This window comes from Thalassotalea coralli, from assembly GCF_055786205.1.
On record NZ_JBVVBK010000004.1, the window covers coordinates 320934 to 333995 of the forward strand.

The following is a 13062-nucleotide window of genomic DNA, read 5'->3' on the forward strand; positions in this document are numbered from 1 at the left end:
ATGCAAGATACTCCGCAACTCGCTTATTTACTTCACTCTCGACCATTTCAAGATGACAAAGTAATTTGTGAGTTGCTTACGCAAGACTATGGTAAGGTTGCTGTTGTTGCTTATCAGGGAAAGTCTGCCAAATCAAATAAACGCGCTTTACTGCAGCCATTTACACCAATAACGGTGACAATTAAAGGCAGGAGCCAGCTTAAGAGCGCTTCAAGAATAGAATCTGCAGGCAAGTCTTGGCTATTAACAGGCAATTACCTATACAGCGGTATGTACTTAAACGAGCTACAAGTAAAGCTGTTAGGGGAATATATTCCTGTTCCTGATTTGTTTGAGCAGTATAAGCAAGCGATAGAAGGACTAGAGCAGCAGCAAACAATTGAGCCGATTCTGAGGCGGTTTGAAAATAGTCTGTTAGAAGAGTTGGGCTTTGGTATAGACTATTCCGTATTAACTTCCTTTGAAGAAGGAATTTGTCAATATATACCTGAACAAGGCTTTGTACCTGTAAACATTAAAAGCAAAGCACCTGTGCTTAACGTAGCGCATTTGTTATCTATTTGGCACGGTCATATTGATAACACAGAAGTGCTTTATCATTATAAATTATTGATGCGGCAAATTATTCAACATTTGTTAGCAGGAAAACCACTTAACAGTCGGCAGTTTTTCGCCAAGTAGAGAACAACAATGAACGAAATATTTTTAGGTGTAAATGTAGATCATATTGCCACGTTGCGTCAGGCACGTGGGACAACGTACCCAGACCCTGCTCATGCAGCTGCTGTTGCTGAGCATGCTGGAGCAGACGGGATTACTATTCATTTGCGTGAAGACCGCCGTCACATCATTGATCGCGACGTTTATTTGATGAATCAAACGATTCAAACACGAATGAATCTTGAGATGGCAGTAACTGAAGAAATGTTGGCTATTGCTTGTGAAGTAAAGCCTGCTTTTGTGTGCCTAGTTCCTGAGAAACGCGAAGAGTTAACCACTGAAGGCGGTTTAGATGTTGCTGGCCAGTTAGATAAAATCACAGAAGCTGTCGCTCGACTTTCTGCTGAAGGTATTCAAACAAGTTTATTTATTGATGCTGATAAAGCACAAATTGACGCTGCATTAGCATCTAAAGCACCATTTATAGAAATTCACACTGGGCATTACGCTGAAGCGACTACAGAAGCTGATCAAGAGCAAGAACTTAAAAAGCTGCAAGAACAAATTAAGTATGCACATGATATTGGCTTAAAAGTTAATGCTGGCCACGGCTTAACTTATTTCAACGTTAAGCCAATTGCTGCAATTCCAGAGGTTATTGAGCTTAATATTGGCCATGCAATTATCGCAAGAGCTGCAATTGATGGCTTAGACAAAGCGGTAAGAGATATGAAACAGCTGATGTTAGAAGCGCGAAGAGGCTAGTCATGTCAGTGGTAGGAATAGGTACTGATATTGTCGATATAGACCGTTTACGTGGCATGTCAGAAAAAGCTTTATTCAAATTAGCTCAGCGGGTACTCGTACCTTCTGAGCTAGAGCGCTTCGAAGCGCATAATTTTAGAGAATCATTCCTTGCCAAACGATGGGCCGGAAAAGAAGCGGCCGCGAAGGCGTTGACAACAGGTATTGCGCAAGGTGTTTCTTTTCAGCACATGTATATTCACTCTTCAGAGCACGGTGCACCAGAGTTGCAGTTATCTGGTGTTGCATTAGAAAAAGCTCGGGCGTTAGGCGCTAAAAGTTGGCATATCTCACTGTCAGATGAAGCCAAATATGCAACGGCCTTTGTAGTCCTGTCTTTTTAGAAATAATCCAGTAAATAAAATTTATTTACTGGTTAACCAGCATGTCTTGCATTTTTAACTATACTTATAAGTATGGTTAAAAAGTGAGCACTAAAATGCAGTCTGTAAAAAAGCCTATCATGGAGAGAAGGCGAGAGCCTCCAGAGCAGTCGGTTTGGTGGAATAAACTGTCACTGGCCCAAAAATTTTCAGCAAGTAGTCTAGGTAAATTTGGCTATGAACTCGCTTTTGTGCGCAATGAAAATGGCCATAGTTTAGCGGTTATGCAGTGTAATGGTGGATTGGCGGTAGTGACCGAAGAAGGCGATATTAATACCTCTCCCAATATTACACTGAGAGAATGAGGATTAAATAAAGTAGTTGCTACGTTAATCTTTAAAACATCGCTATTTGCTAGCGCGGCATTAGGCTGAGGCTATTTTTTCGTTTATCTCTTCTATGGCACTTGGTGCGAAATCTATAACTCTTTCCAAATGCTCAAAGAACTCAAAAAATTCAGGCTCCAGGTCGTCGATGGACGCACCTTTCTTTAACTCTGTTTCTATTTGATGGACCAAGTTACCAAGATCTGGCAGCCCTGAATAACAGCAAGCGCCATTAAGCTTATGGATAACAGTTTTTAATGTTTCGACATCTTGTGATGTTAACGCTTCGCTTATGCTTGTCTTGACCTCAGGTAGGCTCTCTACCAATCCCACTAGCATATCTTTGGCTAACCTTGGCTTTCTACCTGCTCTTTGCAGCGCTAGTGGCCAATTTATGACAGTTGAGTGCTCAATGTCAGTCTTCTTGGCTGCTGCAGGTTCAGGCTCAACTTGTTCGTTAGGCTCAGGTTTAAATACTAAACTTTGATCTGTGCTTACGGGTAAATCGGCATTGAGTAATTTTGCTCTTGATGCTTGTGCCCCAAGCAAATCAATATCGCAGTACTCGTAAATGGTGTGCCTGAGCATAGTTTCGTCTATAGGCTTGGTCATGTACGAGTCAAACCCTTCTTTCAACAAGCGATCTTTCTCACCACTTAGCACGTGAGCTGTCACTGCAATAATAGGCGTGGCATCGTTAAACGTTTGACGTTTTATATGTTGTAGCGCAGTAATACCATCCATAACTGGCATTTGAATATCCATAAAGATTAAGGCAAACTTTTCTTGCTCACATAAATCTAAAGCTTCTTGGCCGTCAGTGGCGGTCAGTACTTCACTGACCTGTTCCATTAATAGAGCGGTAATCAGTTTTAAGTTAGCGTCATTGTCGTCAACAGCTAACACCTTGATTGGGATTTTGTGCTCTAAAACTTCGGTAAGCGAGTTAGCAAAATCAAAGTGTTGAGGGATGAGTGATTTACACAGTTTTTCTGGCGTTAGCGGCTTGCTCATGCAGCTTTTCGCACCGACACTCACTAAGGCTTCTTGTAAGCTTGGCGAGTTACTGTTTACCGCTAAATGAATAACAGGCACATTACTTTTAAGTGAAGAAACGAGTTGTTTTAAATCATTTAGCGCCGTTGGTGTTACCTCATGGCCAACTAACGCAAAATCAAATTTTTCTTTCTTCGCTAAAATTGTGGTTAACGCTTCTAAGTTGTGAGCAGGTGTTACCCGCATATGCCAACTTTCTAATATCTCTGTTGTTGCAGCGCGACTGTGATCGTGTGGCTCATAATACAAGATGCGTTTTTGTTTCAATGCTGGCGGATTAAGTAGTGCATCGTCAGGTATTGGGTTGACTTCACACTGGAAAGTAAACCAGAAAGTCGAGCCACTAGATTCATTACTGGTAAAGCCAATCTCCCCCTTCATTTCATGAACTAGCCGTTGAGAAATTACCAGACCCAAACCAGTACCACCGTACAATCGGGTAATACTTTTATCGGCTTGTCCAAAGGCTTCGAATATAGACGTTTGTTGTTCATTACTCATGCCAATACCTGTGTCGTGCACGGTAATTTTAAGCACAGCACGGGTTTCGTCTTTATGCTCACAATCTATATCAACATTTACGGAACCTTTGTCGGTAAACTTAATCGCGTTGTTAGCTAGGTTAATTAATACTTGCTTAACGCGCATCGCGTCACCAATCAGTGAGTCTGGCAGCTCAGGTGACACGCGCAAAGACAGTTCTATATTTTTCTTGTGAGCGCTTGGTGCTAACAAAACGATAGACTCTTCCACGGTTTCGCGCATTGAAAACGGTATTTTTTCGATAACCATTTTACCGGCATCGAGCTTAGAAAAGTCCAAAATATCGTTGATAATGGCTAATAAGTTAGCAGCAGAGCGCTCAATTGTTTGTAAGTGATCTCGCTGAGTCTCTGTTAGTGGTGTTTTTAATACCTGACGAGTAAAGCCGATTACACCATTTAACGGTGTTCTAAGCTCGTGACTCATGTTTGCCAAGAATTCAGATTTAACCTTATTGGCTTCTTGTGCTTTCCGCTTGGCTATATCTAACTCAACGTTTTGTATTTCAAATTGCTCTAGACTTTCTCTCAGGTCTAACGTCGCTTGATCAATACTACGCTGCATTTCGTCATGGTAGTCGCCCAACGATTGCGCCATGGCGTTCACACCATTTTTAAGAAAGTTGAGTTCGCCGATAAGTTGACCGGTAATACGACTATCTAATTTACCTTCACGAATTCTATCAACCGCCTGAACCATAGAGGTTACCGGCCTAGTGACGTTTTTAATCAAACGTAATGAAAACACACAGCTGATAAGAGAACCAATAAAGGCTATAGCGAGGGAAATAAGCAGCTGGCTTTGCTGCTCAAGCTTTATCTTATGTTTGTCAACCTGCATTGCCACGTAACCTAAGGTCACTTGCTGAGAGTTATAGTTAGCAATAACTTGCGTGTCGCTCGCTTCATCAATAATCGGCGTTCGCAGAATTAAGTAATCATCGTGGTGAATAAATTGTGTGGTATCCGGGATTGGCTCACCTTGGGCGTTACGCATCAATTCCGTGTCACCATGATAAGCGCTGGTGCTAAACACTTGGTTGTCTTTGGTAAAAACGGTAATGCTTTTAATAATGTCGGATTGGCTTCGGTGAGCAAAGCCAATTAAGTTTCGCAATTTACTTCGTTCTTTGGATTTTAGGTTGGCTGTGCTGGAAATCGCAATTGGCTCAATGATGCTTCTTGCTCTGCTTTCGAGGTATTGATTTAATTCAACGTAGCGGTTGTAAGAAAAATAGCCAGCAATGGAAAAACCGATAATTGTTGTCGGTACTATGGTGAGTAAAATAACCCAATCTTTGAGGCTTAACTTATGCATACTCTCTTACAAAGTTTCTCCTTCAAAGGCAAAAGAAAAATAGTGCCTGAAGGACTATTAATTTGATAATAATCTTTTGTATCATGGCACACTCACTCAACAATTTCATTAGCTAAATGATTATTCTTGTTAATGTCATGTTGAATAGGTTTAATGCCGTGAGTGAAATAGGTTCACAAATTAGGAAGTTCGATGGTATCGGTGCGAAAATCTCATCAAATGAGTCAAACAAATTTCGATAACTGGTTAAGCAGTATTGACGTTTCAGCAGATAAAAAACAAGCACTTGTAGAAGTATGGCAACAGCAAGGAGAGCTGGCTCAACAAGACGAAACTTGTTTAACCAAATCTCTTGAAATGGTAGAAATCCTCGCGTCATTGAATTTGGATAAAGATTCTCTAACTGCCGCCTTCCTTATACCCCTTGTTGAAGGCGAGCTTCTGGCGTTACCACAGGTTGAAGAAAGTTATAACAAAGCTATCTATTTGCTATGTAAAGGCGTAGGGCAAATGGACGCGATTCGAACCTTAGCGCAAAAATCCACTAATAAAGTTTCTACCAACCAAGTAGATAATATTCGCCGTATGTTGTTAGCCATGGTAGAAGACGTGCGTGCGGTAGTGATTAAACTCGCTGAACGTGTCGTTCATTTGCGAATTGTAAAGAATGATGATGAAGAAACTCGTGTTCTGGCCGCAAAAGAAACCGCTAACATTTACGCGCCTTTAGCTAACCGGTTGGGAATAGGTCAGCTTAAATGGGAACTGGAAGATATTTCATTTCGCTATTTACACCCTGAAACTTACAAAAAAATTGCCAAACTTCTTGATGAGAAGCGCTTAGATCGCGAACAGTATATGGTGGACTTTGTTGATGACCTCAACAATAAGATTCATCAACAAGGTGTGAATGCCGAAGTTTATGGCAGGCCTAAGCACATTTACAGCATTTGGAAGAAAATGAAGCAAAAGTCACTCGATTTTGAACAGTTGTTCGATGTTCGAGCAGTTAGAGTCGTTGCTGAGAAGCTGCAAGATTGTTATACAGCATTAGGTGTCGTTCATACTAACTGGAAACATTTACCTAATGAGTTTGACGATTATGTTGCCACGCCAAAGCCTAATGGTTATCAGTCTATTCACACCGTCGTATTAGGTCCTGCGGGTAAATCTGTAGAAGTACAAATAAGAACGCAGCAAATGCATGAGGATGCTGAGTTAGGTGTCGCTGCTCACTGGCGTTATAAAGAAGGCTCGGCGTCAGGCAAAACCTCTGGTTTTGATGAGAAAGTTAGCTGGCTAAGAAAAATATTACAATGGCAAGAAGACGTTAGCGAAAGTGGTGAATTAATCGACGAGTTAAGAAGTCAGGTATTTGAAGATCGCATTTATGTGTTTACTCCAAATGGTGATGTTATTGATTTACCAATGGGGTCTACGCCGCTCGATTTTGCTTACTATATTCATTCAAACGTAGGCCATTGTTGTATTGGCGCTAAAGTGTTTGGTCGTATAGTACCGTTTACTCATAAATTAAGTACTGGTGATCAGGTTGAAATTCTAACCAGTAAAACCCCTAATCCGAGTCGAGATTGGCTAAATCCTTCACTTAATTATATTCATTCGCCAAGAGCTAGGGCAAAAGTACAGCACTTCTTTAAACTGCAAGACAGGGATAAACATATTGCCTTAGGTAAGGAGCAGATTGAAGATGCTGTCCAGCCAATGCCGCTGAGTAAAATTGATTTAGCGTCGGTATGCAAAAGGTTTAATGTACAAACAGAAGATGACTTGTTTGCAGCAGTAGGCTCTGGGAATGCGCGTTTACAGCAAGTAGTAAACTCTATTCAATCGCAAGTGAAACAACGTGAGCAAAGCGATGAAGTTGATTTAGACGCTATTGTTCGACCGCAAGGCTCAGGTAAGCAACAGGTTGATAAAAACGGCATCACAGTGTCTGGGGTGGGTAACTTGTTAACGCATATGGCCAAATGTTGTCAGCCAGTGCATGGTGATGTTATAGCGGGCTTTATTACCCAAGGTCGAGGGATTTCTATTCATCGTCAAGACTGTGAGCAGCTACAACATTTATTGTCGACCCAGCCGGAACGATTGGTTGAAGTTCAGTGGGGTGAACAACAAGATAATCACTTCTTAGTTTCAATTGCTATTTCTGCGTGGGATAGACAAGGGTTATTACGAGACTTAACGACGATTGTTGCAAATGAACGACTGCTTATTGTAGGCATTGAAAGTAAATCGGATCGCAAAGATCACACGACAACGGTGCAGTTAGAACTAGAGTTGACCTGTCAGGAACAATTGCAGCGCTTATTGAATAAGTTTTCTCAAATTGAAGATGTTATTGAGGCAAAAAGAAAGTAATGAATAAAGAATCTCCGGCGTCGATAGAAAAGTTACAGTGGATAATGGCGCAGCTTAGAGATCCTGAAACGGGTTGCCCATGGGATATTAAGCAAGATTTTTCGACGATTGTCCCACATACCATTGAAGAAGCTTATGAAGTTGCTGAAGCTATTGCCGAACAAGATTTTGACGAGTTGGAAAAAGAACTTGGCGATTTGTTGTTTCAAGTTATTTTTTATGCTCAATTGGGGAAAGAACAAGATCGCTTTGATTTTGATTCTGTGATCGCGCAAATCTGTGAAAAGCTTGTTCGCCGTCACCCTCATGTTTTTGGCAATACCGATTTATCGACAGATGAAGAGATAAAACGTAATTGGGAAAACGAAAAAGCGAAAGAGCGTGAAGCAAAAAATCAGCAAGATAGTATTAGTATACTTGCCGATATCCCCAATGCCTTGCCGGCACTTTCTCAGGCCGCCAAAATTCAAAAGCGCTGTGCGCATGTCGGTTTTGATTGGCAAAACAAAGCACAAGTTATGGAAAAGATCGAAGAAGAGGTGCAAGAAGTTAAAGCTGAACTTTATGATTCGCCAGAAGCATTAAATGAAGAATTAGGGGATTTACTTTTTGCCGTGGTTAACTTATGCCGCCATGCTAAGCAAGATCCTGAGCATCTATTACGCGAGGCAAATAGAAAGTTTACTAAGCGATTTCATCACGTTGAGCAACAAGTAGCAGACTCAGGGAAGGACTTTAGTGCATTCGACATTGATGAATTAGAATCTTTTTGGCAACAAGCTAAAAAAGCGACTAAAACAAAGCTTTAAAAAGTTATAAAAATAAAAACAATAAAAATAGTGCTTTCAAAGCACTCATAAAAAACAAAGAGAACAGTCAGTAGGGAGATTAGGGTGTTAGCATTATTACATCACATCGTTATTTTTATCAGGGGGTATGTTAATCGCCTTATCCCTATTCCAATTCCAGAGGTTATTCAAGGTCACAATAGTCACTTAACTATTGCTAACAAGTTAAAAAGTGAAGGTAAGCACAAAGTATTTGTCGTAACGGATAAAGGATTACAGGACTTAGGTTTACTTGAGCCTTTAAAACAAGCATTAACAGGTGCAAAAGTTCAATATAGTGTTTTTGCTGAGGTAACACCTGATCCAAGTTCAACATTAGTGATGGAAGGTGTTGAGCAATATAGAGAAACGGAATGTGATGCTATTGTTGCTTTTGGTGGTGGTTCAGTGATTGATTGCGCCAAAGGTATTGGTGCAGCTCATGTTAAGAATAAGCCAATTGCTAAACTCTCCGGGCTTTTTAGAGTGCTTAAACGCCTACCTTTTTTTATTGCAATACCAACGACAGCAGGAACAGGCTCAGAAACCACAGTTGTTGCTGTTGTTAGTGACAAAAAGGCGAAGAAGAAGTTTACTGTTATTGATACTTGCTTAGTGCCTAAAATCGCCGTGCTTGATCCTGTGATAATGACCGGATTACCGCCGCATATTACTGCAGAAACCGGAGCAGATGCGTTAACACATGCATTAGAGTCATATATTGGAAAACACAGTACAGAAGAAACTAAGGGTTACGCATTAAGCGCAATGAAAGCAATTTTTGAGTACCTACCGAAAGCATATCAAGACGGCAAAAACCTTGAAGCGAGAGAGCAAATGGCACTAGCGAGCTTTAACGCTGGTATAGCGTTTACTCGTACATCAATTGGCTATGTTCATGCAATTGCACATCAGTTAGGCGCTTTATATGGCGTTCCACATGGCAAAGCTAATGCAATGCTTTTGCCTTTTATTCTTGATTTTTCTTTTGACCAAGCAAAAGTAAAATATGCTGAAATTGCTCGGCATTTAGGTTTTGTTAGCAGTGACACTGAACAACATAAAGCCGCGCAGGTGTTTGTCGATAAAGTAAAACAGTTACTTTCGGACATTGCGATTGAAAAGCACTTTGAAGCGCTTCCAAAACAGGATATTGAGATGGTTGCTAATAGAGCCGTGTCAGAAGCTCGTTTTGACTACCCAGTTCCAAAATACATGGGTCAACAAGAATGTGAGCAGATTTTAACTTCGCTAAGGGGTTAGAAGAAGAGGGCTTATTAGCCCCCATAAATATCAAATGCTGCTGTTAACTGATTGTTCTCTAGATACTTACCAATCGAATTGAAAGAAGTGGTGTAAATTTTTCCTTGATGATCTTTGGTGGTTACACCATCAGCAAACCAGTTGCCTAAAGCTAATTTAAACTTGCTTACATGGACGCGTTGTGGCGAAAAGTATGCTTTGGTATTCGCTTTTAGTTGTGCCAAATTCGTGGTTTGATAAATGGCAGCATTAATAATATTTAACGTGTGTTCAGTGCAGTTTTGATAGCGATTATTAAACGGATTAGCTATCAACGAGTATTTAGGGTTATGTAGTTTTTTGTTTTTGCCACTGGCAATAACTTCAATTATTTTACTTTGTAGCTCAGGCGTAGGGATGATAATTCCTGCTTTTAGCTCATAAGCCCCCCAGAAGAAATCAACAGGGTAGTCGACTACCAAAGAACTTCGATTAGCATTATCAGCGTTTTGATATAAGTTATGGATTGCATAACCTTTGGCCTTTTCGCCATTGTCTAACGTAATTTCAGAATAAACAGCAATTGCAGTGTGGGTAAACTCTATGCCTTTAGGTAATTTATCTTTAGGTTGACCCACTCGTGCAATGATAAAGGCTCTTGCTCCTTTCTTTGCCGCATATTTTTCGACATTTTTAGCAAACGCGGCGACTTCCTCTGGCGTGAACTTTATTTCCTGAGTCTGGTTACTACCCGCGAAGGCGTGAGCTGAAAGTAAAAAAATACAAATAAGCAGTAATACATTTTTCATAATACTTTTCCTTTAATGATAAATCCGTTAGTTAAATGCTTAAGTTCAGTATGAAAGGAGGATGCTTTACCTACTGTGACTTCATGGCGTCTTTTGGCGCTTGGTCTACAGTGATAGTAATTTCGGTGATTTCCAACTCAACATCATGAGAATGAACCACTTTGCGGACGCTGGCATCAGCAAGCTCAGAAACGCTTCCTTCAATTGCTGCGCTTGCTACGCTTGTTCCTATCGCAACACCTGCAGATAAAACAATAGGTACAGCGATAACACCACTTGCTACTTGAGCACTGCCATTTGCACCATGAGACGCTGCTAACGCTGAATGTTTACTCGCATGACTAAACTCTTGGCTTGCTGGCTCTGCATAAGTAAAAAAAGGTGCCGTGATAAGAGTTAAACAAGCTAAGTATGATAATGTTTTCATTGTTCTTCCTTAATATATTCTAACGTTTACTGGTTGCTGTATTTGCTTAGTGCCTAAACAGCTAATTCGGTCATTACCTTAGGTTTTTGTATTTACCATGTAAACTAAGTTGCTTGATGTAGCAAATAAAAGGACTTAAAGTATAAAAAAATAATACTTTTGAGTGTTGGATGAGCCAAATAAAACAAGTTACCACTGTTTTAAAGCAGTTATTAAAACAGCAAAAAATGACCTATCGAGATATAGCCACAAGGCTTGATATGAGCGAGGCGAATGTAAAACGAGTTTTTGCAACATCTAGCTTTTCTCTCGAACGATTAGAGCAGATCTGTCATCTGATCAATATAACGCTATCTGACTTATTCGTTTTGGCGGAGAAACAACTGCAACAATTGACTGAATTAACGCTAGAGCAAGAGCAGGAGTTAATTGATAACCCCAAGCTATTGTTAGCTGCAGTTTGTGTACGCGACTCCTGGCGCTTCGAAGAAATTATTGAACATTATGAAATCGACGTTCACGAGTGTATTCGTTTGTTTGCTAAATTGGATAAGATTAAACTGATCCAGCTTTTACCGAATAACAACTATAAACTGCTAATTGCCCAAGATTTCCGATGGATAAAAAATGGTCCGTTGGAAAAGTTCATGGAAAAAGAGGTCCTTAATCGCTTTATGGCAAGCAAGTTTGATAGTGAAGATAGCTTTCGATTTTATTTAAGGGGACGTTACTCTCAGCAATCGATAGAGTTAATTCAACGAAAGCTAAATCAGCTGACTAAGGAAGCCGCCGAGTTAAATATTGAAGATAGTAGTTTACCGTTATCTAAACGTAAACATATCGGTGTATTATTTGCGATGCGGCCGTGGGAACCATCCCTTTTTGAACAATTTAGACGCCAAAATAAGGATTAATATGCGTTATTTACCTGTAATTGCAGCGACAGCATTTACCCTAATGAGTACTGTCAGTGTTGCCCAACGTATTGATTGTCAGTCAATTAATCAAGATTTAGATAAAATTTCTGAGTTAAAAAATAGTGGTGAGTATCGTCAATTAATAGATACAAAGACAGCGCCCTCCTTTGATTACGATAATCAGCGAACATTTGCCGATTACTTAACTTTTGCAAAAAGCCACATCCAAACGCTAAACCCAAAAGCGAACTTACCCTGTCCAATAGACAACTATGTTACACAAGCAATGAATAAACCTGTTGAGTCTTTAATTGTTGCCGATGTGGTTGCTCCGTTTGAGCTAAGCGCTGGTAATAATAAAAAAGGTATTTTACTTATCCACGGTTTAACGGATTCGCCTTATCTGTTTCATGATCTAGCTGAATTTTTTCATCAGAGTGGTTTTAACGTTAGAACTTTACTTTTACCTGGACATGGTACAGCTGCAGAGGCGTTAATCGATGTTAGTTATAGAGAATGGCAGCAGGCAACTCAATTTGCCATAGACAAAGCAACGCAGGATTTTGACCAAGTTTATTTAGGAGGCTTCTCTACTGGTGGCGCACTAATTTTAGATAATTTACTTAGCCAGCAGGAAAGCACAGATAAAATTAAGGGGGTGATGCTTTGGGCACCAGCCAGTAAAGCTAAGTCGAGCGCTGCTGGGCTAGCGCAAGTAGTTGATTGGATCCCATTTTTAGATTATGCCAGTAAAGCAGCAGATATCGATTTTGCCAAATATGAATCTTTCCCGCTTAATGCTGGCGCACAAGTGCATAGCTTGATGAAAAGATTAAATAAACGATTAGACAAGGCAGCTAATACGCCGACTATTCCTTTGTTTACGGCGACCTCGGAATTTGATTCGACTATTGATACCGCTGCAACCGTTGACTTGCTAAGTCAGTGGCATAATAAGAAAAGTGATAAACAACATGACACTTTGTTTTATTTTGGCAGCGAACAGTCATTAACAGCATTGCCTGCTGCTATTGCCCGTGTATACCCAAATTGTTCAGAGGCTAGCTACTGTAAAAGCATTGTCAATGTTGCTCATACATCTGTGACTAACGCGCCAACAAACCCTCATTATGGCTGGAATGGCAGTTACCGAAATTGTGAAGCAGTTTCCTCTGAAAGTGACTATGCCACGTGTAAAACCACCAAAGAGGTAAAACTAGGCGAAACGACAAAAGAAAACTTAACTCAGTATGCTAGTTTACAGCGTTTAACCTTTAATCCAGCTTACCAACAAATGCTTAAACATCTTTCTAAATTTATTGAAAATACGGATGATAGTATATAAATAGTAGACTTTTGGTCTAGT

12 protein-coding genes are annotated in these 13062 nt (G+C 40.3%); 9 read left to right on the forward strand and 3 right to left on the reverse strand.

Annotated elements, in window-relative coordinates; genetic code table 11:
* From recO to ACOB80_RS12460, 4 genes are all read left to right on the forward strand, one after another.
* Positions 1-681: a DNA repair protein RecO gene (recO, locus tag ACOB80_RS12445; protein WP_473166160.1), complete on the forward strand. Its 681-nt coding sequence runs from the start codon at positions 1-3 to the stop codon at positions 679-681.
* 9 nt (positions 682-690) lie between these two features.
* Entirely contained in the window at positions 691-1425 is a 735-nt protein-coding gene (gene pdxJ / locus ACOB80_RS12450) for a pyridoxine 5'-phosphate synthase (protein ID WP_473166161.1), read from the forward strand.
* A gap of 2 nt (positions 1426-1427) precedes the next feature.
* A complete protein-coding gene (gene acpS / locus ACOB80_RS12455; RefSeq protein WP_473166162.1) occupies positions 1428-1808 on the forward strand; it encodes a holo-ACP synthase in 381 nt (126 codons plus the stop codon).
* A gap of 95 nt (positions 1809-1903) precedes the next feature.
* Entirely contained in the window at positions 1904-2152 is a 249-nt protein-coding gene (locus ACOB80_RS12460) for a hypothetical protein (RefSeq protein WP_473166163.1), read from the forward strand.
* 60 nt (positions 2153-2212) lie between these two features.
* Here the strand turns inward: ACOB80_RS12460 and barA are convergent, their stop codons facing one another.
* Positions 2213-5089, reverse strand: coding sequence for a two-component sensor histidine kinase BarA (gene barA / locus ACOB80_RS12465; protein WP_473166164.1), 2877 nt, complete (start codon positions 5087-5089; stop codon positions 2213-2215).
* Positions 5090-5281: 192 nt separating this feature from the next.
* Between barA and relA the strand changes: the two genes are divergently transcribed.
* The 3 genes from relA (at position 5282) to ACOB80_RS12480 (ending at position 9564) form a co-directional block, all read left to right on the forward strand.
* Entirely contained in the window at positions 5282-7474 is a 2193-nt protein-coding gene (gene relA, locus ACOB80_RS12470; protein WP_473166165.1) for a GTP diphosphokinase, read from the forward strand.
* Entirely contained in the window at positions 7474-8283 is an 810-nt protein-coding gene (gene mazG, locus ACOB80_RS12475) for a nucleoside triphosphate pyrophosphohydrolase (protein WP_473166166.1), read from the forward strand. The genes relA and mazG overlap by 1 nt, the downstream gene beginning before the upstream one ends.
* Before the next feature lie 84 nt (positions 8284-8367).
* Positions 8368-9564: an iron-containing alcohol dehydrogenase gene (locus ACOB80_RS12480; protein ID WP_473166167.1), complete on the forward strand. Its 1197-nt coding sequence runs from the start codon at positions 8368-8370 to the stop codon at positions 9562-9564.
* A gap of 14 nt (positions 9565-9578) precedes the next feature.
* Here ACOB80_RS12480 and ACOB80_RS12485 read toward each other — a convergent pair whose 3' ends face one another.
* Both ACOB80_RS12485 and ACOB80_RS12490 read right to left on the reverse strand, forming a co-directional pair.
* Complete coding sequence (locus ACOB80_RS12485) at positions 9579-10352, reverse strand: DUF2145 domain-containing protein (RefSeq protein ID WP_473166168.1); 774 nt, start codon at positions 10350-10352, stop codon at positions 9579-9581.
* A 70-nt stretch (positions 10353-10422) separates the two neighbouring features.
* Positions 10423-10779: a hypothetical protein gene (locus ACOB80_RS12490; protein ID WP_473166169.1), complete on the reverse strand. Its 357-nt coding sequence runs from the start codon at positions 10777-10779 to the stop codon at positions 10423-10425.
* A 170-nt stretch (positions 10780-10949) separates the two neighbouring features.
* On the opposite strand from ACOB80_RS12490, the gene ACOB80_RS12495 reads away from it, so the two are divergent.
* Positions 10950-11693, forward strand: a complete 744-nt coding sequence (locus ACOB80_RS12495) for a helix-turn-helix domain-containing protein (RefSeq protein WP_473166170.1) — start codon at positions 10950-10952, stop codon at positions 11691-11693.
* Position 11694: 1 nt separating this feature from the next.
* Positions 11695-13041, forward strand: a complete 1347-nt coding sequence (locus tag ACOB80_RS12500) for an alpha/beta hydrolase (RefSeq protein ID WP_473166171.1) — start codon at positions 11695-11697, stop codon at positions 13039-13041.
* The last annotated feature ends 21 nt before the right edge of the window (positions 13042-13062 follow it).

Bases quoted from the DNA above. Each gene is read 5' to 3' on its own strand.
- recO (WP_473166160.1), top strand. From the start codon at position 1: ATGCAAGATACTCCGCAACTCGCTTATTTACTTCACTCTCGACCATTT.
- pdxJ (WP_473166161.1), top strand. From the start codon at position 691: ATGAACGAAATATTTTTAGGTGTAAATGTAGATCATATTGCCACGTTG.
- acpS (WP_473166162.1), top strand. From the start codon at position 1,428: ATGTCAGTGGTAGGAATAGGTACTGATATTGTCGATATAGACCGTTTA.
- ACOB80_RS12460 (WP_473166163.1), top strand. From the start codon at position 1,904: ATGCAGTCTGTAAAAAAGCCTATCATGGAGAGAAGGCGAGAGCCTCCA.
- barA (WP_473166164.1), bottom strand. From the start codon at position 5,089: ATGCATAAGTTAAGCCTCAAAGATTGGGTTATTTTACTCACCATAGTA.
- relA (WP_473166165.1), top strand. From the start codon at position 5,282: ATGGTATCGGTGCGAAAATCTCATCAAATGAGTCAAACAAATTTCGAT.
- mazG (WP_473166166.1), top strand. From the start codon at position 7,474: ATGAATAAAGAATCTCCGGCGTCGATAGAAAAGTTACAGTGGATAATG.
- ACOB80_RS12485 (WP_473166168.1), bottom strand. From the start codon at position 10,352: ATGAAAAATGTATTACTGCTTATTTGTATTTTTTTACTTTCAGCTCAC.
- ACOB80_RS12490 (WP_473166169.1), bottom strand. From the start codon at position 10,779: ATGAAAACATTATCATACTTAGCTTGTTTAACTCTTATCACGGCACCT.
- ACOB80_RS12495 (WP_473166170.1), top strand. From the start codon at position 10,950: ATGAGCCAAATAAAACAAGTTACCACTGTTTTAAAGCAGTTATTAAAA.
- ACOB80_RS12500 (WP_473166171.1), top strand. From the start codon at position 11,695: ATGCGTTATTTACCTGTAATTGCAGCGACAGCATTTACCCTAATGAGT.